The organism is Polynucleobacter sp. UB-Raua-W9 (assembly GCF_018687435.1).
Classification (GTDB): Bacteria; Pseudomonadota; Gammaproteobacteria; order Burkholderiales; family Burkholderiaceae; genus Polynucleobacter.
The window spans coordinates 1,449,072-1,473,111 of the sequence record NZ_CP061290.1 but is presented as its reverse complement, the minus strand read 5'-3'; the positions used below and the strand labels follow the sequence as shown (position 1 = coordinate 1,473,111).

Genomic DNA, 24,040 nt, shown 5'->3' with positions numbered 1-24,040 from the left:
CGATGTCACTTATGCAATCTTTTGGTAAACCTTCAATCCTGATTATTGGCTGCGGTGACATTGGTCTTCGGGTGGCTAAGCAGTTTTCCCGCAGTCATCGAGTTTTTGCTTTAACTTCTCAACAAAGTCGTTTTCAGGAGTTGAGGGAGGTTGGCGCGACTCCAATTTTGGGTAATCTGGACCAGCCAGAAACTTTATGGCGTCTCTCCGGTTTAGCTCAAACCGTCATTCATCTAGCGCCGCCCCAAAACCAAGGAAATCGTGATTGCCGAACCCGCAACCTAGTTCGAATTTTAGCCCAAGGATCCAATACCGTCAGGCGCTTGATCTATATTAGTACTACAGGCGTCTACGGCGACCATAGGGGCGCTAAAGTCAGCGAGGCAACCCCAGTCACCCCTCAGAGTGAGCGCGCTCAAAGAAGGGTGGATGCTGAGCGTGTTTTGCGTTTGTGGGGTCCGGCGCATGGTGTCGCCGTAACGATTTTGCGTGTACCAGGAATTTATGCTGCCAACCGTCTGCCGATTGAGCGCTTGCAGTGCCAGACGCCAGCATTGCTACCGGAGGAGGATGCATATTCCAACCATATTCATAGCGATGATTTAGCAAGTTTAATTTGTGCAGCGATTTATCACGGCAAGCCACAGCGCATTATTAATACTTGTGATGGTGGTGAAACCAAGATGGGCGATTATTTTGATGAGGTTGCGGATGCTTTTGGTCTCGACCGACCGACCAGAATGCCGGGTGCTGAGTTGCAAAAAATAGTCAGCCCAATGCTGTGGTCGTTTATGCGCGAGTCAAGAAGAGTGGCCAATACGCGCTTGCATGAATTAAAAAGGCCGCTACGCTATCCCAGCGTTGCACACTTTCTGAAAACTATTTCCAAGAATCCTTAAGGCCAACTGTACGGTTAAATACCGGCTTGCCGGGTTTCGAGTCAGATTCATCAGCAATAAAGTAGCCATGGCGTTCGAACTGGAAACGTTCCCCTGCTTTAACATCTTTCATGCAAGGTTCTATATAAGCTGCAATAGTTTGCTTAGAGTTTGGATTAATTGCATCTAAGAAGTTCTTATCGCCACTATCAGGATGTGGATCGCTAAAGAGGTGATCGTATAAGCGTACTTCAGTAGGAATAGCTTCAGCGGCACTAATCCAATGAATATTGCCCTTCACCTTGTAGTTGTTTGAGCCTGGAGTGCCGCTCTTACTATCGGAGAAGTGAGTCGCATTGACTTGAATAATATTGCCATTGGCATCGGTCTCAAATCCGGTGCATTCAATTACAAAACCATGACGGAGACGAACGCGGCTACCAGGCTGATCGCCAATGGGCGGATACAGCCTAAAGAAGCCTTTGACGGGATCTTTCATAAAGTCATCTTCTTCAATCCACAACTCGCGTGTGAAATGAAACTCACGATTACCCCATTCGGGATGCTGTGGATGACGTGGTGCTGAGCAAGACTCTTTAGCGCTAGCGTCAAAGTTTTCCACTACAAGTTTGAGTGGCTTGAGTACTGCGGTAGCCCGAGGTGCCCTTATTTCAAGATCATCACGTAGTGCTTGATCCAGCGTGCTCATATCAATCCAGCTATCCGCTTTAGAGACACCAATGCGCTCACAGAACAAGCGAATACTTTCTGGGGTGTATCCGCGACGACGAATACCCACGATGGTTGGCATGCGAGGGTCATCCCAGCCATCAACATGCTTTTCTTCAACAAGTTGTAGCAACTTGCGTTTGCTGGTGATGGTGTAAGTCAAATTCAGGCGGGCAAATTCGTACTGATGGGGTACAGGGTCCTTAAATACACCCAATTCTTTGAGGGAGTTCACAATCCAGTCATACAGTGGGCGATTGTTCTCGAACTCAAGGGTGCAAATGGAGTGAGAGACATTCTCCAGGGCATCAGAAATGCAGTGCGTGAAGTCGTAGAGAGGGTAGATACACCATTTGCTGCCAGTGCGATGGTGATCAGTATGGCGAATGCGGTAGACCACTGGATCACGCATCACAATATTTGGGTGCGCCATATCGATTTTCAAGCGCAGAACATGTTCGCCATCTTTGAATTTGCCATTACGCATCTCGCGGAAGAGGGAAAGATTTTCTTCAGGGCTGCGATCACGATGAGGGCTGTTTTTGCCAGCTTGACCAAAGTTGCCTCGATTCGTATGAATATCATCAGCGCTTTGACTATCCACATAAGCTTTGCCGTTCTGAATCAGAATTTCAGCAAATTCGTATAGACGATCAAAGTAGTCGCTAGCATGGTAAAGATGGACTCCCCAATCAAAGCCTAGCCATTTGACTGCATCCAAAATACTGTCTGCATACTCAATATCCTCTTTGACTGGGTTGGTGTCATCCAAGCGCATATTGCAGCGCGCGCCACCCGGCTGATTGTTGTAGTCAGCAGCTAGGCCAAAGTTTAGACAAATACTCTTGGCATGACCAATATGTAAGTAGCCGTTGGGTTCAGGAGGAAAGCGAGTGATGATCGAAGGAATTGCTTCGCCTGCTAAGTTGCTACGTTGGGCAAAAGCGCCGCTTGCTAGGTCATGATCAATGATCTGACGTAAAAAGTTAGAGGGCTCAGCTACGGGACCACTGTTTGCTTTGGAGAGTTTGCTATCTTGTGACATAGCCTCATTGTAGAGAAAACCCCTGACCCATAAAGAAAAAGCCCGCAAACTGCTGCGGGCTCGTTTCTGTGGAGGCAGGAGGAATTACTCTTCTACAAAAGCCTCTTCGCGAGTCTTCTTCACTGCTGGTAATGCCACGATCACTACCAAAAGGGCTGCTGCAATCAGCAATCCCAAGGAAAGTGGGCGAGTCACAAAGGTGGAGAAGTCGCCGCGGGACAGTAATAGGGCGCGACGGAAATTCTCTTCCATCATTGGCCCGAGCACGAAGCCTAAGAGCAATGGAGGGGGTTCGCAACCGAGTTTGAAGAAGAGGTAACCAATCAAACCAAAACCAGCGGTTACATAGACATCAAATACAGTGTTGTTCACGGTATATACGCCGATACAGCAGAACACCAAAATCGCTGGGTAGAGGAAGCGATAAGGAATCTTCAAGAGCTTCACCCAAATGCCAATGAGTGGCAAGTTCAAGAGAATCAACATCACATTACCAATCCACATGGAGGCAATCAAACCCCAGAACAATGCAGGGTTGCTGGTCATTACTTGTGGGCCTGGCTGAATATTATGAATAGTCATTGCACCAACCATCAAAGCCATCACAGCATTTGGTGGGATACCTAAAGTGAGCAATGGGATAAATGAGGTTTGAGCTGCAGCATTGTTCGCCGCCTCAGGACCTGCAACACCTTCAATAGCGCCTTTACCAAACTCGTGGCTGTACTTGGAGGATTTCTTCTCAACAGAGTAAGCGCCGAATGCGGCTAACGCAGCACCACCGCCAGGCAGAATGCCCAAGATAGACCCAATGGTTGTGCCGCGCAAGATCGATGGAATCATGCGCTTCACATCCGTCTTGCTTGGGATCATGCTGGTGAGTTTATTGAGGAAGCCCTCGTCTTCACCCGTTTTTTCGAGGTTGCCCATGATTTCAGCGAAGCCGAACACGCCCATCGCAACCGCAACGAAGCCGATGCCATCACTTAGCTCTGGAATGTCAAATGCATAGCGAGATACACCAGAGTTCACGTCGGTGCCAATTAAGCCCATCAATAGGCCTAAGATGATCATGCCAATCGCTTTGATCAAAGAGCCGGATGCCAACACTACTGCGCCGATTAAGCCCAAGACCATGAGTGAGAAATACTCAGCAGGTCCAAACTTAAATGCCAGCTGTGAAAGTGGGGCAGCAAATGCGGCCAGAACTAAAGTTGCTACGCAACCAGCAAAGAATGAGCCCATACCTGCAGTAAACAAGGCAACACCAGCTCGACCATTTCTGGCCATCTGATAGCCGTCAATTGCCGTCACCACCGACGACGTCTCCCCTGGAATATTCAGCAGAATTGCAGTGGTAGATCCGCCGTACTGTGAGCCGTAGTAAATACCTGCCAACATGATTAAAGCAGCAATTGGAGGTAATGCATATGTTGCTGGCAGCAACATTGCAATGGTAGCAATTGGGCCCAAGCCAGGCAATACGCCGATCAAAGTTCCCAAGATACAGCCGATCAGGCAGTACAGGAGATTCTGTAAGGTAAATGCGGTTTCAAAACCGAGACCTAAGTTAGCGAATAAATCCATTTTGTAGTGTCCCGGTTCTTTATTGTTGTAGGAATACTGGCAGAAGTGGGAACTGAAGTTTCAGACCCAACACAAAAACTGAGTAAGTGAATGCCACAAGGAAGCCGGCGTTAATCAATGAGCCCTTCCAAGTAAATTCTTTACTTGCGCTTGCTGACACCAATACCAAAACAACAACAGCAACTAAAAAGCCCAAGCGAGGGAGTAGTAAACCGTAAAGGACTACTGAACCAGTGATTTGCGCAATGATTCGCCAATTAAATTTTGGGATACTTTCAATCGCTGCTTTCGCGTTGAATGACTGTAATAAAACCAGCAAGCCCAACACACACATGAGGATGCCCAGGAAGAATGGGAAATAGCCAGGACCCATTTTGGCGGCAGTCCCCATTGGATATTGGGTTGCCATAATGGCAAAAAAGAGACCAATGACCATGTACATGATCCCGGCTCCAAAATCCCGTTGATTGCGAATTTTCAAGATGCGCTCCTTATTTATCGACTTAAGTGCCGATCTATTTATTGATGTTGTGCGATTGTAAGGCACCTGGGGGGTATCTTGTCTAGGGTTTGCCCTAGAGGGGTGCCAATGCGATAATTATTGCCATGAAAGTCTCCCAAATTCGCCAGGCGTACCTGGACTTCTTTGCCCAAAAAGGCCACCAAATCGTTCCATCTAGCCCGGTAGTCCCTGGTGATGATCCAACCCTGCTCTTTACGAATGCGGGTATGAATCAGTTCAAAGATGTGTTTTTGGGGTTTGATAAGCGTCCCTATAACCGCGCTACAAGTGCTCAAAAGTGCATTCGGGCAGGGGGTAAACACAATGACTTAGACAATGTTGGTTATACCGCACGTCACCATACTTTTTTCGAGATGTTGGGCAATTTCTCATTTGGGGACTATTTCAAAAAAGATGCGATTCAATTTGCTTGGGATTTATTGACGCAAATATTTAATTTACCCAAAGAAAAACTGTTGGTCACCGTATATGCCGAAGATGATGAGGCATATGAAATTTGGAACAAACAAATCGGCATCCCAACCGATCGCATTATTCGGATTGGAGATAACAAGGGCGCACGTTACGCCTCAGATAATTTCTGGATGATGGGTGACACCGGTCCTTGTGGCCCTTGTACAGAAATTTTTTATGACCACGGAGAGCATATTCCCGGCGGCCCTCCTGGTAGCCCAGATGAAGATGGCGATCGTTTCATTGAAATATGGAACAACGTATTTATGCAATTCAACCGCGATGAAGCAGGCGTAATGCATCCACTGCCAAAGCCAAGTGTTGATACCGGTATGGGTCTTGAGCGTATTGCTGCTGTTTTACAGCACGTGCACTCTAATTATGAGATTGATCTCTTCGTCAATCTGCTGAAGGCTTCCAAGAATGCAGTAGATTCTGCTGGTGGCGACAACTGTGATGCGCAGAGCCCTTCCCTAAAGGTGATTGCAGATCATATTCGCGCTTGTAGCTTCATCGTTGTCGATGGCGTGATACCAGGTAACGCAGGGCGTGGTTACGTATTACGTCGCATTGCACGTCGCGCAATTCGTCATGGCTATAAGCTCGGCGCTCGCAAACCATTCTTCTATCAATTGGTTCCCGCCCTTGTTCAAGAGATGGGCGATGCTTATCCAGAGTTGCGCGCTGCTCAAGATAAAGTTGGCGAAGTGCTGAGGCAAGAAGAAGAACGTTTCTTCCAAACGATTGCGAATGGCATGGAAATTTTGGATAGTGCTTTAGCGGGTGGTGCCAGAGTGGTGGATGGTGAAACTGCCTTCCGCTTACATGACACATTCGGTTTTCCATTAGATTTAACTGCTGACGTCTGTCGTGAGCGTGGTGTTACGGTTGATGCCGAAGGTTTTGAATTGGCAATGCAAAAGCAGCGTGATCAAGCCAGAGCAGCCGGCAAGTTCAAAGTAGCTCAAGGCTTAGATTACAAAGGTCAGCCAACCCAATTCCATGGCTATGACACCTTAAAACATGAGGGCGCCAAGGTCACCGCCCTGTATGTAGATGGATCTGCAGTGACTTCAGTAAAAGCTGGTGAAGCTGCGGTGATTGTTTTGGACAACACACCTTTCTATGCCGAATCTGGCGGTCAGGTGGGCGACAAGGGCGAGCTACGCAATGAGTCTGTTCGTTTTGCGGTGGAAGATACCTTCAAGATTCAAGCGGATGTATTTGGTCATCAAGGCGAGTTGCTCGAGGGTGAGCTCAAAGTGGGCGATGCACTCAATGCTTTGGTAGATATTCAGCAAAGAATGGACATCATGCGCAATCACAGCGCTACCCATATCTTGCATAAAGCTTTGCGTGAAGTACTCGGTGACCATGTGCAGCAAAAAGGTTCGCTCGTGGATGCTACGAAGACCCGTTTTGACTTTACCCACAATGCACCCATTACGGCTGAGCAAATTCGTAAAATAGAAGGCATTGTTAATCAAGAGATTCTTGAGAACACTGCCACCTCGGGCAAGGTGATGTCTTTGGATGATGCTCAAAAGACTGGCGCTATGATGCTCTTTGGTGAAAAGTATGGCGATGAAGTTCGTGTTTTAGAAGTCGGTAGCTCCAAAGAGTTATGTGGCGGCACACACGTATCACGCACTGGTGATATTGGTAGTCTTAAGATTGTCTCTGAAGGTGGCGTCGCTGCCGGCATACGTCGGGTTGAGGCAGTTACTGGTAATAATGCTCTCCAGTTCTTGCAGAGCATGGAGGATAAGATTAATGAAGCCGCAGCGATTCTCAAAACCCATCCAGGAGATTTGGTAAGTCGGGTTACGCAATTGCAAGATAGCTTGCGTCAAGTAGAGCGTGAACTAGAAAAAGTAAACTCTAAGTTGGCAGCAAGCCAAGGCGATGAGTTAGCTAGTCAAGCAATCGATATCAATGGACTCAAAGTTTTGGCTGCTCGTTTGGATGGTGCTGATGCTGGCGTTTTGCGTGAGACTATGGACGCCCTTAAAGCAAAACTCAAAACGGCTGCAATCGTCTTGGCATCCGTGCAAGGCGATAAGGTCAGCGTGATCGCTGGTGTGACTGCCGACTCGATTGGCAAAGTAAAAGCGGGCGATCTCGTCAACTTTGTAGCCCAGCAAGTGGGCGGCAAGGGTGGCGGCAAGCCAGAGATGGCGATGGCTGGTGGCAATGACCCAAGCAAATTAAGTGTGGCATTAGAGGGTGTTAAAGATTGGGTGGCCAGTAAATGAGTGAGCAAATGATGGCATTTAATGCAGAGGTAGATGCGATTGGCATGAACTGCCCTCTACCTATTTTGCGAACTAAGAAAGCTTTGGCCACGATGCAGTCAGGCGAAGTTCTGAAGGTGAAGGCAACCGATGCAGGCGCTGCTCATGATTTTCCTGCGTTTGCCAAGCAAACTGGTAATGAATTAATTTCCAGTACTACTGAAGGCGATGTCTTGGTTTTCTTCCTAAAAAGAAGATAAGCAAGAACATGAGCAAGAAGACAGGCGAGAAGCGAAGCGACTTAGGTTAAAGAGCGACTCTTTAAGTAGGCCGCAAAATCAGTGGCTACTTCTGGGTGGCGTAAGGCAAATTCAACTGAGGCCTTCAGGTAGCCAAGCTTGCTACCGCAGTCATAACGAACCCCATCATATTCATATGCAAAGACAGGCTCTTGCTTAAGCAAGGAAGCAATCGCATCCGTTAACTGAATCTCGCCACCAGCACCTGGCTTGAGATTGCGAATATGACTGAAAATATCTGAAGACAAAACATAGCGCCCAACAACAGCTAGGTTGGATGGAGCATCTTTTGGTTGCGGCTTTTCAACAATGCCATTTAAGCGATAAATCCCTTTGGTGACTTCATCACCCGATACGATGCCATACGAACCGCTCTTGGCGGGATCGATCTTTTCTACTGCAATCACAGAACCATTTTGCTCATCAAATACCTTAAGCATCTGCTTGAGCACTGGCGGCTGTCCATCCAATAAGTCATCTGCCAAGATGATGGCAAAGGGCTCATCGCGAACCAATTTCTCGGCGCACAAAACGGCATGTCCCAAACCGAGCGCTTCAGGCTGGCGCACATAGACGCAATCTACGTGACTTGGTTTAACGCTGCGAACGATTTCTAATAGGGCAGTTTTATTTTTGGCCTCAAGTTCAGCCTCAAGTTCATAGGCTTTATCGAAGTGATCTTCAATTGCGCGTTTGCTACGACCGGTAACGAAAATCATTTCAGTAATACCCGCTGCAATAGCTTCTTCGACCGCATACTGAATCAGTGGTTTATCCACTACATTGAGCATTTCTTTTGGACTTGCTTTAGTGGCAGGTAAAAAACGCGTTCCTAAGCCGGCTACTGGAAAGACGGCTTTAGTAACGGATTTAGTGGCTAATGGCATAAGTATTCCGATCGCTCTAGATTTGCTGCTGTTTTATTTCAGACGCTCTAATTGTGCAACAAGCTTCTCATGATTTTGCTCAAAACCCGTAAGACGCTGTTTTTCTTGGGCAACAACCTCTGCTGGAGCTCTGGCGACAAAGCTCTCATTGGTCAATTTGCTACGGGCTTTATTGATTTCATTGGCTAGGCGCTCAATTTCTTTGCCCAGACGAATGCGTTCTGCAGCGACATCTACCTCTATCTTGAGTAGTAACTTCAGATGGCCAACAAGCGCCATCGGGGCGTCTGGGGCATCTTTTTCCAAGCCAGCTTCATCGCTATAGATTTTGACTTCAGAAAGCTTAGCTAGAGCAAGTAAGTAAGGCGTTGCTTTTTGTAAGAAAGTTTCAGGACCGCTAATCCACAGAGGTACTTTTTGACCAGGCGGCACTTGCATTTCACCGCGGAGATTCCTGCAGGCATCCACAATCGCTTTGATCTGCGCTACCCAGGCTTCACTTTTCTCATCAATTTTTTCTGCTTGAGAAACAGGATAAGGTTGGAGTGCAATCGTTTGCTTTGCTTGTTTTGCTAAATCTTTACCAGATTTTGGCCCAACGGTTTGCCAAAGCGTCTCGGTGATAAATGGAATCAGTGGATGCGCCATGCGCAAGATAGTCTCGAGTACCCGCAACAAAGTCCGGCGAGTGGCACGCTGCTGTGCTGGGGTGCCTGTTTGTAGCTGTACCTTAGCGAGCTCTAAGTACCAATCACAATACTCATCCCAAACAAATTGATAAATGCTACTAGCGATATTGTCAAAGCGATAGTTCTCAAAACCTTTGGCAACTTCCGCTTCAGTTCTTTGTAACTGCGAAACAATCCATTTATCTGCTGGTGAGAAATCTAAATAGCCATCAGGACCACATTGATTATCGCAAGGCGCCAGGCCATTATCTTCATCGCCGCCAGGGCAGTTCATTAGAACGAAGCGGCTTGCATTCCAAAGCTTGTTGCAGAAGTTGCGATACCCTTCACAACGCTTCTGGTCAAAATTAATATTGCGGCCAAGCGAGGCTAGCGATGCAAAAGTAAAGCGCAAGGCATCCGTGCCAAATGCCGGGATGCCATCCGGAAACTCTTTCTTGGTTTTCTTGCTGATGCTCTCCGCTTGCTTAGGATTCATTAAGCCGGTAGTGCGTTTGCCTACTAAGTCATCAATCTTAATGCCATCGATCAAATCAATTGGATCCAAGGTATTGCCCTTGGATTTACTCATTTTCTGACCTTCGGCATCGCGTACCAAGCCGTGTACGTAGACAGTATGAAACGGCACCTTACCAGTAAAGTGGCAGGTCATCATGACCATGCGCGCTACCCAGAAGAAAATGATGTCAAAGCCGGTTACCAATACTGATGATGGTAAGAAGTGATTTAAGGCAGGCGTCTCTTCTGGCCAACCAAGGGAGCTAAAAGGCACAAGGGCTGAGCTGAACCAAGTATCCAGAACATCAGGATCGCGACTCAGTTTGCCGGCGTAGCCAGCTGTAGCAGCTTTCGCTTTAGCCTCTTCTTCAGAGCGAGCCACAAAAATCTGGCCATCGTCACCATACCAGGCTGGGATTTGATGGCCCCACCAGAGTTGGCGTGAGATACACCAATCTTGAATATTTGCTAGCCACTGGGTGTAAGTGTTGATCCAATTTTCTGGAACGAGCTTGATGTCACCTTTGGTGACCGCATCCAATGCCGCACCGGCGATAGATGAGCCAGGTTGATATTGGTTATCAGGACTTGGTTTAGACATTGCCACAAACCATTGATCGGTGAGCATCGGCTCAATAATCGTTTGGGTACGATCACCGCGTGGCACCATCAATTTATGTGGCTGCACTTTTTCTAATAGACCTGCTGCATCTAAATCAGCGACCACTTGTTTGCGCGCAGCAAAACGTTCCATGCCTTGATAAGCAGCTGGCGCATTTTCATTAATCTTGGCATCCAATGTCAGGATATTAATTAATGCTAGCTGATGTCGTTGCCCCACTGCGTAGTCATTGAAGTCATGCGCTGGTGTCACTTTTACTACACCAGTACCAAAGTTCAAATCAACATAGTCGTCTGCAATGATCGGAATTTGACGATTGCATAAAGGCAGATTGACTGACTTACCAATGAGATGCTTATAACGCTCGTCTTCTGGGTTCACCATGACGGCAACGTCGCCCAGCAAGGTTTCGGGACGGGTCGTAGCTACGGTGAGGGAGCCTGAGCCGTCTGCTAATGGATAGCGGATATGCCACATCGAACCATCTTCTTCTTCGCTGACTACTTCAAGATCTGAAACTGCGGTCCCCAAAACAGGGTCCCAATTCACTAAGCGTTTACCGCGATAAATGAGGCCTTGTTCATGTAAGCGGACAAAGACTTCAACTACCGCTTTGGACATCTTGTGGTCCATCGTGAAATATTCTTTACTCCAATCAATTGAAGCGCCTAAGCGACGAATCTGGCGAGTAATAGTGCTGCCGGAAGTTTCTTTCCACTCCCAAACTTTTTCTAAGAATTTTTCGCGACCCAAGTCATGGCGAGATACTTTTTGCGCATCCAGTTGGCGCTCAACAACGATTTGAGTAGCAATACCAGCGTGATCGGTACCAGGTACCCATAAAGTATTTTTGCCAGACATACGCGCGTGTCGAACCAGGCCATCCATGATGGTTTGATTGAAAGCGTGACCCATATGCAGTGTGCCGGTGACATTGGGTGGTGGCATTTGAATGGAAAAATCATCGCTACCCTCGAGCATCGTGGCATCAGCAATACCCCTGCGTTCCCACTCAGGACCCCAGTAGGCTTCGATCGGGGCGGGTTCGTAGGATTTGGCGAGTTCGTCTGCTGAGCTGGCCGCTGGTGAATTAGGGGTATTTGAGGCATTTGGCATAAGAGGCAAATTATAATTGGGGCGATGTACTCTGACTTGCTCGCGAACCTCAATCCAGAACAGCGCGAGGCAGTAACCCTCCCGCCTGTCAATGAAAACGGCCAAGCCCAATCCGCCTTGATTCTGGCTGGGGCTGGTAGTGGTAAGACCCGCGTCCTCACCACCCGTATAGCCTGGTTGATTCAGACCGGTCAGGTGTCCCCTATTGGCGTTCTTGCGGTAACTTTTACCAATAAAGCGGCTAAAGAGATGATGGTGCGCTTAAGTGCCATGTTGCCTATTAATACCCGAGGCATGTGGATTGGCACTTTTCATGGCCTTTGCAATCGTTTATTGCGGGCCCACCATAAAGAGGCTGGCTTGCCATCAACATTCCAGATCCTGGATACCCAAGATCAGCTTTCGGCTATCAAACGTCTTTTGAAGGGTTTGAAGGTTGATGATGAAAAGTACCCTCCAAAACAACTGCAGTACTTTATTGCGCACGCAAAAGAGCGGGGGCAACGTGCCAAAGATTTATCGGTAGGGGATGATTTTCAGGCGAAGATGGCGCAACTGTACGCGGCCTATGATGAGCAGTGTCAGCGCGAAGGCGTAGTAGATTTTGCCGAGCTCCTCTTGCGCAGTTATGAATTACTAAAGCATAGTGAAGCGATTCGTACACATTATCAAGAGCGTTTTCGTCATATCTTGATTGACGAGTTTCAGGACACCAATGCCTTGCAGTATGCTTGGCTCAAATTATTATCAGGCCATGATGCAAGTCGCATCAACGTCAGCGGCGCTGGAAGTAGTGCCGTCTTTGCGGTGGGCGATGATGATCAAAGTATTTATGCTTTCCGCGGCGCTGATGTTGAAAACATGCGTCTTTATGAAAAGCAGTTTCACCCCATGATGGTCAAGTTAGAGCAAAACTATCGCTCACACGGCCATATCTTGGATACTGCAAATCATTTGATTGCGAATAACTCAGAACGACTTGGTAAAAATCTGCGAACCGATGCAGGCCATGGCGAGCCGGTCCGCATTTATGAGGCACCTAGCGATCACGCTGAAGCCGCTTGGCTGGTTGATGAGATTAAAGCATTGATCAGTAGTGGCATCAAACGTACTGAAGTGGCATTGCTTTATAGAAGTAATGCTCAGTCTCGCATTATTGAGCACGCTTTGTTTTCAGCGGCTATTCCGTATCGTGTATATGGTGGTTTGCGATTCTTCGAACGCGCTGAAATTAAGCATGCTCTTGCGTACTTGCGTTTGCTTGAAAATCCCAACGATGACACCTCCTTCTCGCGTGTCGTGAATTTCCCAACCCGCGGTATCGGCGCAAGATCAATTGAGGCTTTGCAAGATGCCGCTAGAAGTCAGCAATCTTCTTTATATACCGCCGCAGCCTCCTTGGAGGGCAAAGCTGGCGCTGCGCTTGGTGGTTTCGTACGCTTAGTAGATCATATGCGTGAAGCTACGCGTCACAATACCCTTCCGGAAACTGTTGAATTTGTGATTCAACACAGTGGCTTGATTCAGCATTACCTTTCCGAGCGCGAAGGTCAGGATCGTGTAGAGAACTTACAAGAATTGATTAACGCTGCAACTGCATTTATTGCAGAAGAGGGCTATGGGCAAGATGCCGCTGCCGCCATGCTTCCTGGTGAAAATGCGCCTGGCGTTGTTGAGGTGTCCCCCTTGGCTGCATTTTTATCTCATGCTTCTTTGGAGGCAGGTGATAACCAAGCGCAGGCTGGGCAAGATGCCGTGCAGTTAATGACGGTGCATTCTGCAAAAGGCTTAGAGTTCACTGCTGTGTTTATTACCGGACTTGAGGAGGGCCTATTTCCTCATGAAAATAGTATTAATGAGCAAAATGGTTTAGAAGAAGAGCGGCGCCTGATGTATGTTGCAATTACCCGCGCCAAAGAGCGTTTGTATTTGTCGTATACGCAGTCAAGGATGCTGCATGGTCAAGTACGCTACAACATGCCATCACGTTTCCTAGAAGAGTTGCCTTCTGAATCTTTGAAGTGGTTAACGCCTAAGGCAAAAGATGCGCGTTGGGGCGGTAGCTCTAAATCGGGCTCTACATGGCAAGATGGTTATACCCGGCAACGCGAGTATGAATCTAATGATTTCTTTGATTCTGGCAGTGAACGTCAAAGACCTGCTAAACGCGTAGGCTCTGCCTCGATGGAGGTAAAGCGATTGGCTTCGCCCCCGCGCGGAAATTATCCATTCACAATTGGTCAGAATGTGTTTCACACCAAGTTTGGTGAAGGGCGCGTTACAGGCTTAGAGGGTGTTGATGCTGATGCACGTGCACAAGTGAGCTTCAAGCGTCACGGTGTGAAGTGGTTGCAACTCAGTATTGCCAAGCTTGCTGCAATAGACTGAAAAAACAGAAAAGTTTAAGGCGTCAGAACTATTTCGTCTTCAGTAAAACAGGCTTTCCAAGTGGCATAAAAAGAGCAGTGCATGACTGTTAAGCCGGCCATGGAGATTGGTGCAATGATGAAAGAAGCTGCTTGGCCAAAATCCATTGCATCAAAAACTATGCCTACTGTTAGCGGAATTGCAATCAGAATCACGCTCCAAATAGAGAGATAAAAAAAGAATGCTCCCTTATTGGTCCAGCACGCTAAGCAGCTTGAAAAGAGCGCTTGAGCAACTGACATATCTGCCCAGGCTACCAGCACCGGAGAGAACCACATCAACATCGCTATTGGAATATATAGAGCCGCTCCAAAGAAAAGGACTAAATAAATTTCACGTAGTGCTTCAGGTGTAATTGGCTTATCGCTCATCATCAAGGGAATGAGTAATTCAAAATCAACCAAAAGGCTCAAGGCGAAGCTGAGAAGCAAAATCAGCGCGGCATACACTAAGCCCAACTGCAAGATACGCCTACGCACAAGGGTGCCAGACTTTAGTGCGATTAAATACACCATTGGACTGATACGCTCTTTCTGAATGGCTTGACGACAAGCCGTCATAAAACCAAGCGCTAGTGTTGGCGTTAGTAGTAGCACGGCAAATACACCAATCACGGGAATAATGACTGCCAATTGAGCGGCAAAGACATAGATAAAGACCAGCATTAAAAAGCCCAGTGGGTTTTGTTTGAAGAGCCAAATACCCTGTCTTATCCAGGTATAGCCTTCTTTGGGTGCAATGGAGTTCAGTTTCATAGAGATCGACGACTTAATAGAATGTGTTCAAAGTGAGTCGGGTCATGTGGTGTCAACATTTGCGCATCCCTGGGTAGATAAAAGTCCCAAAGGCGGGATACCCAGAAACGTAGAGCTGCCGCTCTCAGCATGAGGGGCCAACTTGCTTGCTCTTCCTTAGTGAGGGGGCGCACTGTTTGATACGCCTGCAAAAGAGCATCTAGACGCGCAGGATCTAAATCCTGTTTGTTCTCAGCAAGGCACCAATCATTTGCAGTGACCGCTAGATCAAATAACCACTTGTCAGTACCTGCAAAATAAAAGTCAAAGAAACCACCTAATTGATCTTTTGAGGCATCAGTTGTACCTTGTGGATCAAACAAGACATTGTCGCGAAATAGATCGCAGTGGCTGGCGCCTTGTGGAATTGCATCATAAGCGGCAGAGCTGAAAAATGCTTCTTGGGTAGTCAGTTCATGAGTGAGTAAATCTTTTTGTGATGTATTGAGATGTGGCAATACCAGCGGAATTGTTTTTTGCCACCACGCAAGACTGCGTAAATTCTCTTGCGTCTTGGAAAAATCTTTTCCAGCTAAATGCATCTTAGCCAACATCTCGCCGACCATAGCACAGTGTTTTGTCTCTGGCTGCAACCTGGATAAGCCTGGAAGCTTAGTAACAATGGCCGCGGGTTTGCCTTTTAGTGAAAACAGAATTTCACCTTTGTGATTCTCAATTGGCTTTGGAACCGAGATTCCTTTGTTTGCCAAGTGGCGCATTAACTCAAGGTAGTAGGGTAGTTGCTGCGCAGTTAACCGCTCAAAGATGGTTAAAACGTACTCTTGTTTTTTGCCATCTTTGATGGTGTCTAAGAAAAAATTAGAGTTTTCAATACCACCATGGATGCCACGAAGTTCCCTGGCTTGGCCAATATTGAAGTCTTCAGAAATCCAATAGGAAATATCTTCGAGTTCAATGGGGGTAAAAACAGCCATAAAGCGGTAACGATTTTTATTGAATGGGAATGCTAATGCTAGGTACGCTTAGCAAGCCACCTTCGCCAGATGGAGGGCCAGGCTTCACTGAGTCTGGTGGCGACATTTCGTAGCTGGTGTACTTTGTTTTGACCTGAACTTGAGTTGGGCCATTCACATCTTTATATTCTTTAACTTCCGTACCTCGGTCATTCTTATATTGATAGCTTGGTTGCCGACTTTGAGGGCCTTCTAGGACGCCAGCTGGACTCACTGTAGGTGCTAGTGGTTGATTATTGATCCGGTTGAGCTCAGAGGGACTCAGCGCTTGGCTGTTATTCTGGGCTTGTGCCGGCGATACTCCTAAAAGTCCAAAAATCACCAAAAAGCTCATGAGAGCAAGGTTTTTACCGAGGGCGCGGCCAAATAAGTTAGTTAGAGCATGCATTATTTTTTCACCTTTTTAAGCCTACTCTCGGGCGGTTCCTTAACCAGACCTGTAGGCAATTCACAACTAGATTGTACGATTGCGGTATGACTAAACATAGACTCTTGTTGGTAGACGGTTCTAGCTACCTTTACCGCGCCTTTCATGCCATGCCAGACCTCAGAAATGGGGCTGGAGAGCCCACTGGGGCCATATATGGCATGGTCAATATGATGCGCCGGGCGAGGTCTGAGCTAAAGGCCGACCACATTGCCTGTGTTTTTGATGCCAAAGGTAAGACCTTCCGCGATGAAATGTACTCCGAGTACAAGGCTCATCGCTCCCCGATGCCTGAGGATTTGGTCAAACAAATTGAGCCTATCCATGCCATTGTCAAAGCGCTTGGTTGGCCAGTATTAATGGTTTCTGGAGTTGAGGCTGACGATGTGATTGGTACTTTAGCCTGTCAGGCCACAGAAGCTGGTTGGGAAACCATTATCTCTACTGGCGATAAAGATTTAGCTCAGTTGGTCAATTCATCGGTAACTTTGATCAACACGATGACTAACGAAAAGTTAGATATCGCAGGTGTAGTAGAAAAGTTCGGAGTGCCACCAGAGCGGATAGTCGATTATCTATCGATCATTGGCGATACAGTCGATAATGTTCCTGGCGTGCCTAAAGCTGGACCTAAGACGGCAAATAAATGGTTAGCAGAATTTGGCGATCTCGATCGTTTGATGGCCAATGCCGATCAAGTAAAAGGCGTAGTTGGTGAAAATTTACGTGCTTCATTAGATTGGCTACCGCAAGCGCGTCAACTCATTACCGTTAAAACCGATTGTGACTTATCCCCGCATTTACCTGGTTTAGATGATCTCCATGCGAAGTCGGAAGATGCTGCCTTACTGAGAGAGCTCTTTGATCGTTATGCTTTTAAGACCTGGCTGCGAGATGTTGAAAAACAGCTCACAAGCCCATCCAATGAGGGATCTGAGCCTGCAGCTGCCTTTGATTTGGCGGGTACTCCAATTGCTAATCAAACATCCGAGGAAACCACCTTATCTAAAAAATCTCCAGCAATTGCAAGATCCCCAACAAAAGATTTATCGCAAGACACTAGGGATTTGCAAGATTCGATAAGTAAAAATTATGAATGCGTAGTTGATAAAGCGAGCTTAGAGAAGTGGCTGCAGAAAATTGAGTTGGCTGGGCTGACTGCTGTCGATACCGAAACAACTAGTCTTGATGCACTTGCTGCAGAGTTGGTTGGTATTTCTTTGTCGGTAAAGCCAGGTGAGGCTTGTTACATTCCGGTCGCGCATCGTAATGGTGAAGAGCAACTTAATCGTGCTGCCGTGCTTGCAGCATTAAAGCCTTGGTTGGAAAGTAAAACGCATCTAAAGGTGGGGCAGAATTTAAAGTATGACGCGCATATCTTTGCCAACTATGGAATTACTCTAGGCGGTATTGCATTTGATACCTTGCTGGAGTCTTACGTACTAGAGTCTCATCTTCCACACAATATGGATAGCTTGGCTGAGCGTCACCTTGGTATGAAGACTATTCGTTATGAGGAGGTCTGCGGCAAAGGTGTCCATCAAATTGGTTTTGATCAGGTCGATTTAAAGATTGCTACAGATTACGCGGCAGAGGACGCAGACATTACTTTGCGCCTGCATTTAGAGCTCTGGCCACAGATTCAGGAAAATCCTGGCTTGCTATATGTCTATGAAAAGATTGAAATGCCGGCAATGCGGGTGCTTGGCATCATGGAGCGTAATGGCATTCGGATCGATTCGGCTTTATTAGCCAAGCAAGGTCAGCAAGTCGGTAAGCGTCTTCTCGAATTAGAAGGAGAAATCCATCAGCTCGCCGGCCAACCTTTTAATATTCAATCGCCTAAGCAGATTGCCGAAATCTTGTTTGGTCAATTGGAATTGCCAATCATCAAGAAGACACCCTCGGGTGCGCCATCTACCGATGAAGAGGTATTGCAAAAACTGGCAGAGGATTACCCCTTGCCAGCGCGTATTTTGGACTACCGTAGTTTGGCCAAGTTGATGTCAACTTATATTGAGAAGCTACCGCGCATGGCTGATCCCAAGACTGGGCGCGTGCATACCAACTTTTCTCAGGCTACTGCAGTCACTGGCCGCTTGGCCTCTAGCGATCCAAATTTGCAAAATATTCCTGTGCGCACTGAAGAGGGCCGTCGTATTCGCGAGGCTTTTGTGCCCGCGGATGGTTGTAAATTACTGTCGGCAGATTATTCTCAAATTGAGTTGCGCATCATGGCGCATATCGCTGAAGATGAAAATCTGTTGACTGCCTTTAGGGATGGCAAGGATGTTCATCAGGCAACTGCTGCAGAGATCTTTGGTATTCCATTGGATGAGGTGAGCTCTGAGCAGCGACGTTATGCTAAGGTCATTAACTTCGGCCTTATTTACGGTATGAGCGCATTCGGTTTAGCTGGCAATTTAGGCATTGAGCGCGCTGCAGCACAAACCTATATTGCTAAATATTTTGATCGTTACCCTGGCGTTGCTCAGTACATGGAGCGCACTCGCTTGGAAGCCAGAGAAAATGGTTATGTGGAAACAGTCTTTGGGCGCCGCCTTTGGTTACCGGAGATAAAGGGATCTAATGGCCCACGTCGCCAAGGCGCAGAGCGGGCGGCCATTAATGCTCCGATGCAGGGTACTGCCGCAGACCTGATTAAGTTAGCCATGATTGCGGTTGAGAATTGGCTAGAAAAAGAACAATTGAAAACTAAATTACTGCTTCAGGTGCACGATGAATTGGTGTTGGATGTCCCTTTAGACGAAATCGAACTATTGCAAGCTCAGTTACCCGGCTTAATGTGCAATGTTGCTGAGTTGAAAGTACCTTTGGTGGTTAGTATTGGTATTGGCGATAATTGGGAAGAGGCGCACTAGAAATAAAGGTGGAAAAAAAGAATGACTGAAAAAATACAAAATAGTAGGAGAGGTTTTATCAAGACTTCGGCAATAGGCGCTACAGCTGTAACGACTATCGGCGTTGGTTTTGTGGCAGCATCTGAGCCAGTCATGGCTGCTGCTATTGAGACAGATTTCAATGGTCTGAAAGCAGGCGAGCAAATGATTCCAGTGGGTAGCTTTCAGCTACCTGCTTATATATCGCGGCCTGAAAAAGCCAAAGGACCGTTGCCCATCATTATTGTGGTGAGTGAAATCTTTGGTGTTCATGAATACATTGCTGATGTCACTAGACGTTTTGCAAAATTGGGATATCTTGCTATTGCTCCAGAGTTCTTCGCTCGCGCTGGCGATCCCAATACCTATGGCACTATCGCCGAGATTTTCACCAATATTATTTCTAAGACCTCGGATACCCAAGTATTAAATGATTTACAGGCTGCATTGGTTTGGGCAGGTAAAAATGGTGGCGATCTTAAAAGAGTTGGTGTTACTGGCTTTTGTTGGGGTGGTCGTATCACGTGGTTGTCTGCAACATTGCCACAAGTGCGTGCGGGTGTTGCGTGGTATGGCCGCTTAATCGGTGAAAAGACTGAAGGCAATCCTCGCCATCCAGTGGATATCGCTGCTGACTTGAAGGCGCCAGTGCTCGGTTTGTATGGCGCTGCAGATACTGGTATTTCTTTAGAAAGTGTTGATCAAATGAAGGCGGCCTTGGCTCAAGCGTCTGCAAAAAATCCCGCTGCTAAAGCTTGTCAATTTGAGATCTATCCCGATACCCCCCACGCATTCCATGCTGACTATCGTGCCAGTTATCGTGAAGGTCCCGCCAAAGATGGCTGGGAGAAGTGCATTGCTTGGTTTAAGAAAATGGGAGTAGCTTAGTCACTATGGCTGTTTTACAGACCATTCTTTTGGTTACCGCGCTTGCAGGTACTGTTAGTGTCTTGGTAGCCGCCAGCTGTTCCTTAGCCATGCTCTCGAAGATGGTTAATAACATGGTGAGCTTGTCGGTTGGTATTTTGCTGGCAACCGCCTTGCTACATTCCTTGCCGGAGGCATTTAGCACGGAAGGAGCAAGCCCACAGTTTTTGTTTGCTACCCTGCTTGCTGGGTTATTGGGCTTCTTCTTGCTTGAGAAAATTGCTCTCTTGCGTCATGACCATCATCACGAGGGCGATGGTCATCAGCATCATCATGGGCACGATGCCGAGAATGCTGGCCGAAGCGGTTGGATGATTTTGGTTGGCGATGGTATTCATAATTTTGTGGATGGCATCTTGATTGCCGCTGCATTTATGGCTGACTACCAGGTTGGCATCTTCACTGCGATTGCAATCATTGCTCATGAGATTCCGCAAGAGATTGGCGACTTTATTGTGCTGCTGAATGCCGGATTTACGAGGGCTCGCGCGTTGTTGTACAACTTTATTTGCGGCCTATCAGCGGTGGTAGGTGGCGTCCTGGCTTATTTCTTCCTGGAGAAGGCGCATGCAGCAATGCCGTATTTACTCGTCATTGCGTCCAGTAGCTTTATTTACATTGCTGTAAGTGATTTAATTCCGCAAATGCACCGCCGCCCTCATTGGGTCGAGTCATTGCGTCAAACGGTTTTAATTGGGTGCGGTGTAGGATTTGTGATCTTGTTATCGATGCTGCATTGATAGATTAGTCGGTAGCAACGGGCCTCTTGGGATCGGCACACCACTCGCTCCAACTGCCCGCATAAAGACGGGAGCCTTTTAATCCAGCCACTTCCATCGCTAAAAGATTGTGACAGGCTGTAACGCCGGAACCACATTGATGAATTACTTCAGATGGTTTTTTGGCTCCCAGCAGCTCTACAAAATCTTTAAATAATTGTTCTGGCACCTTAAATGCGCTTGCAGATAAGTTGTCTTTAAAGAATCGATTACTGGCTCCCGGTATATGGCCACCAACTGGGTCTAGGGTTTCATTCTGCCCCTGAAAGCGATCACTTGCTCTGGCATCGAGCACTAGATTTTTCTTAGACTCAAGATTGGCGAGCACCTCATCCACTAAGGCTAGACCAACATAGGGCATCGGCTCAATTGTTTGAGAGGCTGGGGTTGGTTTACGAGGCATTATGCCCATGGGGCCATTCCAAGCATCTAGGCCGCCATTCAACACTCGTACATTAGCGTGTCCGGTGGCTTTGAGCATCCACCAAAGGCGGCTAGCATAGACCGAGCCTTGCTTGTCATAGGCAACCACTAAAGTATTTTGGCCAATCCCTAAACGTGCTTTAGTTTTTGCCCAGTCTTCAGGTGGGGGAAGTGGGTGTCGACCATTGCTTCCATTTTTGCTACCGGACATGTCCTGATCAAGATCAACATAAATAGCGCCAGGAATATGGCTCTCTTCGTATGCTTTTCTTCCAGCTTCTGGATTGGCTAAATCGAAACGGCAATCACAGAGTAAAACATTCTCACCACTATTGAGGATTTCTTCTAACTGGTTTGCGGTAATTAGAGGAGTCATGTGGCTTCCTAGATTGAGGGCAGAATGATTTAAGAGCGTTTCTGAATTATGCGCCTTGAAAGTTCATCACGCGACGGTACCACTCATGAAAATGTTGCATGCCGTCTTCCATAGGGCTTTGATAAGGGCCAACTTCATTGATGCCGCGTGCAAAAAGGGCTGCACGACCTTGGTCCATACGCTCACCTATCTCATCATCCTCAATGCAAGTTTCCATATAGGCCGCACGTTCAGCTTCTACAAATTCGCGTTCGAATAGGGCGATTTCTTCTGGGTAATAAAACTCTACGATATTGCGAGTTTTGTTTGGGCCCATTGGATGAAGTGTAGAAACGCAGAGAACACCTGGATACCACTCCACCATCACATTAGGGTAGTAGGTCAGCCAGATCGCGCCGTGCCGCGGGGTTTTACCTTCGTATTGGCGTAGCACTGCATCATGCCAGTTCCGATATGCTGGTGAACCTGGGGTTTGTAAATCCTTGTGAATGCCAACAGTTTGTACGCTATGCCAGTCACCAAATTCCCAATGTAAGTCTTCGCAAGAAACAAACTTACCTAGACCAGGATGAAACGGTACAACATGGTAATCCTCGAGATAGACCTCAATGAATGTTTTCCAGTTGTAGTTGCAATCGTGCACTTCAACATGGTCAAGCATGTAGCCATCAAATTGGAGATCGTCAGCAACGCCGAGCTTAGCTAGGTCAGTACGTACATCTCGTGGACCCTCAAATAGAAGTCCTTGCCAGTTTTGCAAAGGAGATTTACCCAGGTTTAAACATGGCTTGTCTTCAAAGTGAGGAGCGCCCAATAAGTTGCCGCCCAAGTCATAGGTCCAGCGATGCAGTGGGCAAACAATGTTGTCAGCTTTACCTTTGCCATTGAGCATGAGTGCTTGGCGATGACGGCAGACATTGGAGAGGAGTTCGACACCGGATTCATTTCGAACCAGGATACGACCTTCTTTTTCCGCGCTTAATGTTTGATAGGAACCTGTTTCAGGCACCATGAGTTCGTGGCCGACATAGCCGGGCCCCTGCTTGAAAAGCAGTTCAATTTCCCGCTGATACAAGTCAGCGTCAAAATATGCCGAAACCGGCAGTTGTAGATTGGACGGCGCAAGCTTCTGCGCGGTAGCCAGATTAGTCATTCTCCCCACCCCCGAAAACGTCAGCCGAAGCTAAGCGGAATAACCAATCCAACCATCGACGGATCGATATTGGAAAGGAAGGGGTGGATTATACCCATCTGAAGGGGTTCTCGCATTAATATGTAGGGCTATCCGAACAGGAAATAGGAAGAAAACAGCTTATGCCAGCCAAAAAGTCAGAGACTCAAAAACCAGGCCTTGAGGTCCAGATCGACCCAGATCTACGCTATGAGCAAGCTGTAAAAGAGCTTGAAAAGCTGATTTCTGACATGGAGTCAGGAAAATTCTCCTTGGAGGAGACTCTTTTGGCTTATCAACGTGGTGCCGCTTTGCTAAAGCATTGTCAGGGGGTACTTGCTCAAGTTGAACAACAAGTGCGAGTGTTCGAGGCTTAATGACTGCCGTTTTTCAATTTCAGGAGTGGCTTCATCATCACTCTAAGCGAGTAGAGGTAGCACTAGATCGCTTGCTCGATTCTGCCAATACCACTCCAAATCGTTTGCACGAAGCAATGCGCTATGCAGCGCAAGGGGGTGGTAAGCGTGTTCGTCCCTTGCTCGTTTATGCAGCAGGTTCTCTTGGAGGTGCTGAGGCACAGGTATTAGATGCAGCAGCCGTTGCGATTGAATGTATCCATGCGTATTCATTGGTTCATGATGATTTGCCATGCATGGATGATGATGACTTACGTCGCGGTCGCCCAACAGTTCATAAAGCGTTTGATGAAGCCACTGCGCTACTCGTTGGCGATGCCCTACAAACCCGCGCCTTCGAAATTCTTGCTAATACGCAGTGTGATGCGGATGTGTGTTTACGGATGATTAATGCTTTAGCTGCTGCTTCTGGTTCGCGTGGCATGGCAGGTGGCCAAGCAATTGATTTAGAGAATGTTGGCAAAAAGCTGGACCTTGCCGGCTTAAAGCAAATGCACGCCATGAAAACCGGCGCTTTACTTTCTTGTGCGCTTGAGTTGGGCGGTATTGCAGCACATCTCAATGCTGCTCAAATGGCGCAGCTACAGCAATATTCAACAGCCCTTGGTTTGGCATTTCAGATTGTTGATGATGTACTAGATGCAACGGCCGATAGTCAAACCCTCGGAAAAACAGCAGGTAAGGATGCTGCAGCGAATAAGCCTACCTATGTGACCTTGATGGGTTTAGACTATGCTCAGAAGCAGGCTAAAGAGTTACAAGAAATAGCAATTGCTAGCCTGGATGATTTTGGTAGTAAGGCAGATGCCTTAAAAGATTTAGCACTCTTGGTAGTTAATAGAGCTAAATAAACACAGATTAAATAG

The 24,040-nt window shown here is 47.3% G+C and carries 19 protein-coding genes; 9 read left to right on the top strand and 10 right to left on the bottom strand.

Annotated elements, in window-relative coordinates:
• The first annotated feature begins 2 nt into the window (after nt 1–2).
• Nucleotides 3–899, top strand: a complete 897-nt coding sequence (locus tag AOC07_RS07545) for an SDR family oxidoreductase (RefSeq protein WP_215357374.1) — start codon at nt 3–5, stop codon at nt 897–899.
• Here the strand turns inward: AOC07_RS07545 and AOC07_RS07540 are convergent.
• The 3 genes from AOC07_RS07540 to AOC07_RS07530 form a co-directional block, all read right to left on the bottom strand.
• Nucleotides 880–2,652 (bottom strand): glutamine--tRNA ligase/YqeY domain fusion protein, encoded by a 1,773-nt coding sequence (locus AOC07_RS07540; protein WP_215357373.1) that lies wholly within the window; start codon nt 2,650–2,652, stop codon nt 880–882. The genes AOC07_RS07545 and AOC07_RS07540 overlap by 20 nt on opposite strands.
• Before the next feature lie 84 nt (nt 2,653–2,736).
• Complete coding sequence (locus AOC07_RS07535; RefSeq protein WP_215292831.1) at nt 2,737–4,239, bottom strand: tripartite tricarboxylate transporter permease; 1,503 nt, start codon at nt 4,237–4,239, stop codon at nt 2,737–2,739.
• Between the two features lie 19 nt (nt 4,240–4,258).
• Nucleotides 4,259–4,720 (bottom strand): tripartite tricarboxylate transporter TctB family protein, encoded by a 462-nt coding sequence (locus tag AOC07_RS07530; protein WP_215292829.1) that lies wholly within the window; start codon nt 4,718–4,720, stop codon nt 4,259–4,261.
• 125 nt (nt 4,721–4,845) lie between these two features.
• Here AOC07_RS07530 and alaS point away from each other — a divergent pair, with 125 nt between their 5' ends.
• Nucleotides 4,846–7,470, top strand: coding sequence for an alanine--tRNA ligase (alaS, locus tag AOC07_RS07525; RefSeq protein WP_215357372.1), 2,625 nt, complete (start codon nt 4,846–4,848; stop codon nt 7,468–7,470).
• Between the two features lie 11 nt (nt 7,471–7,481).
• A complete protein-coding gene (locus AOC07_RS07520; RefSeq protein WP_215294355.1) occupies nt 7,482–7,709 on the top strand; it encodes a sulfurtransferase TusA family protein in 228 nt (75 codons plus the stop codon).
• 41 nt (nt 7,710–7,750) lie between these two features.
• Here AOC07_RS07520 and galU read toward each other — a convergent pair whose 3' ends face one another.
• Together galU and AOC07_RS07510 are read right to left on the bottom strand one after the other, a co-directional pair.
• A complete protein-coding gene (gene galU / locus AOC07_RS07515) occupies nt 7,751–8,635 on the bottom strand; it encodes a UTP--glucose-1-phosphate uridylyltransferase GalU (protein ID WP_215292825.1) in 885 nt (294 codons plus the stop codon).
• A gap of 33 nt (nt 8,636–8,668) precedes the next feature.
• Nucleotides 8,669–11,560 (bottom strand): valine--tRNA ligase, encoded by a 2,892-nt coding sequence (locus AOC07_RS07510; RefSeq protein ID WP_215357371.1) that lies wholly within the window; start codon nt 11,558–11,560, stop codon nt 8,669–8,671.
• 24 nt (nt 11,561–11,584) lie between these two features.
• Between AOC07_RS07510 and AOC07_RS07505 the strand changes: the two genes are divergently transcribed.
• Nucleotides 11,585–13,948 carry a UvrD-helicase domain-containing protein gene (locus tag AOC07_RS07505; RefSeq protein ID WP_215357369.1) on the top strand — a complete coding sequence of 788 codons (2,364 nt, stop codon included), beginning with the start codon at nt 11,585–11,587 and terminating at the stop codon, nt 13,946–13,948.
• Between the two features lie 14 nt (nt 13,949–13,962).
• Here AOC07_RS07505 and AOC07_RS07500 read toward each other — a convergent pair whose 3' ends face one another.
• From AOC07_RS07500 to AOC07_RS07490, 3 genes are read right to left on the bottom strand one after another with little or no spacing between them, the layout of a single operon-like run.
• The gene (locus AOC07_RS07500) at nt 13,963–14,742 is read right to left on the bottom strand and encodes a BPSS1780 family membrane protein (protein ID WP_215357367.1); all 780 of its coding nucleotides are present in this window, start codon (nt 14,740–14,742) and stop codon (nt 13,963–13,965) included.
• Nucleotides 14,739–15,716 (bottom strand): homoserine kinase, encoded by a 978-nt coding sequence (locus tag AOC07_RS07495; protein ID WP_215357366.1) that lies wholly within the window; start codon nt 15,714–15,716, stop codon nt 14,739–14,741. The genes AOC07_RS07500 and AOC07_RS07495 overlap by 4 nt, the downstream gene beginning before the upstream one ends.
• A gap of 16 nt (nt 15,717–15,732) precedes the next feature.
• The gene (locus tag AOC07_RS07490; protein ID WP_215292809.1) at nt 15,733–16,143 is read right to left on the bottom strand and encodes a hypothetical protein; all 411 of its coding nucleotides are present in this window, start codon (nt 16,141–16,143) and stop codon (nt 15,733–15,735) included.
• A gap of 86 nt (nt 16,144–16,229) precedes the next feature.
• Between AOC07_RS07490 and polA the strand changes: the two genes are divergently transcribed.
• From polA to AOC07_RS07475, 3 genes are read left to right on the top strand one after another with little or no spacing between them, the layout of a single operon-like run.
• Nucleotides 16,230–19,064 (top strand): DNA polymerase I, encoded by a 2,835-nt coding sequence (gene polA / locus AOC07_RS07485; RefSeq protein WP_215292807.1) that lies wholly within the window; start codon nt 16,230–16,232, stop codon nt 19,062–19,064.
• Nucleotides 19,065–19,085: 21 nt separating this feature from the next.
• Nucleotides 19,086–19,970, top strand: a complete 885-nt coding sequence (locus AOC07_RS07480) for a dienelactone hydrolase family protein (RefSeq protein ID WP_215292806.1) — start codon at nt 19,086–19,088, stop codon at nt 19,968–19,970.
• Between the two features lie 5 nt (nt 19,971–19,975).
• A complete protein-coding gene (locus AOC07_RS07475) occupies nt 19,976–20,749 on the top strand; it encodes a ZIP family metal transporter (RefSeq protein WP_215357365.1) in 774 nt (257 codons plus the stop codon).
• Nucleotides 20,750–20,753: 4 nt separating this feature from the next.
• Here AOC07_RS07475 and AOC07_RS07470 read toward each other — a convergent pair whose 3' ends face one another.
• Together AOC07_RS07470 and AOC07_RS07465 are read right to left on the bottom strand one after the other, a co-directional pair.
• On the bottom strand, nt 20,754–21,587 hold the full coding sequence (locus AOC07_RS07470) for a sulfurtransferase (RefSeq protein WP_215357364.1): 834 nt from the start codon (nt 21,585–21,587) through the stop codon (nt 20,754–20,756).
• 46 nt (nt 21,588–21,633) lie between these two features.
• Nucleotides 21,634–22,740: an aromatic ring-hydroxylating dioxygenase subunit alpha gene (locus AOC07_RS07465; protein ID WP_215292800.1), complete on the bottom strand. Its 1,107-nt coding sequence runs from the start codon at nt 22,738–22,740 to the stop codon at nt 21,634–21,636.
• A gap of 161 nt (nt 22,741–22,901) precedes the next feature.
• On the opposite strand from AOC07_RS07465, the gene xseB reads away from it, so the two are divergent.
• Together xseB and AOC07_RS07455 are read left to right on the top strand one after the other, a co-directional pair.
• Nucleotides 22,902–23,135, top strand: a complete 234-nt coding sequence (xseB, locus tag AOC07_RS07460) for an exodeoxyribonuclease VII small subunit (RefSeq protein ID WP_087909413.1) — start codon at nt 22,902–22,904, stop codon at nt 23,133–23,135.
• Nucleotides 23,135–24,025 (top strand): polyprenyl synthetase family protein, encoded by an 891-nt coding sequence (locus tag AOC07_RS07455; protein WP_215357363.1) that lies wholly within the window; start codon nt 23,135–23,137, stop codon nt 24,023–24,025. Before xseB ends, AOC07_RS07455 begins: the two co-directional genes overlap by 1 nt.
• Nucleotides 24,026–24,040 lie beyond the last annotated feature (15 nt).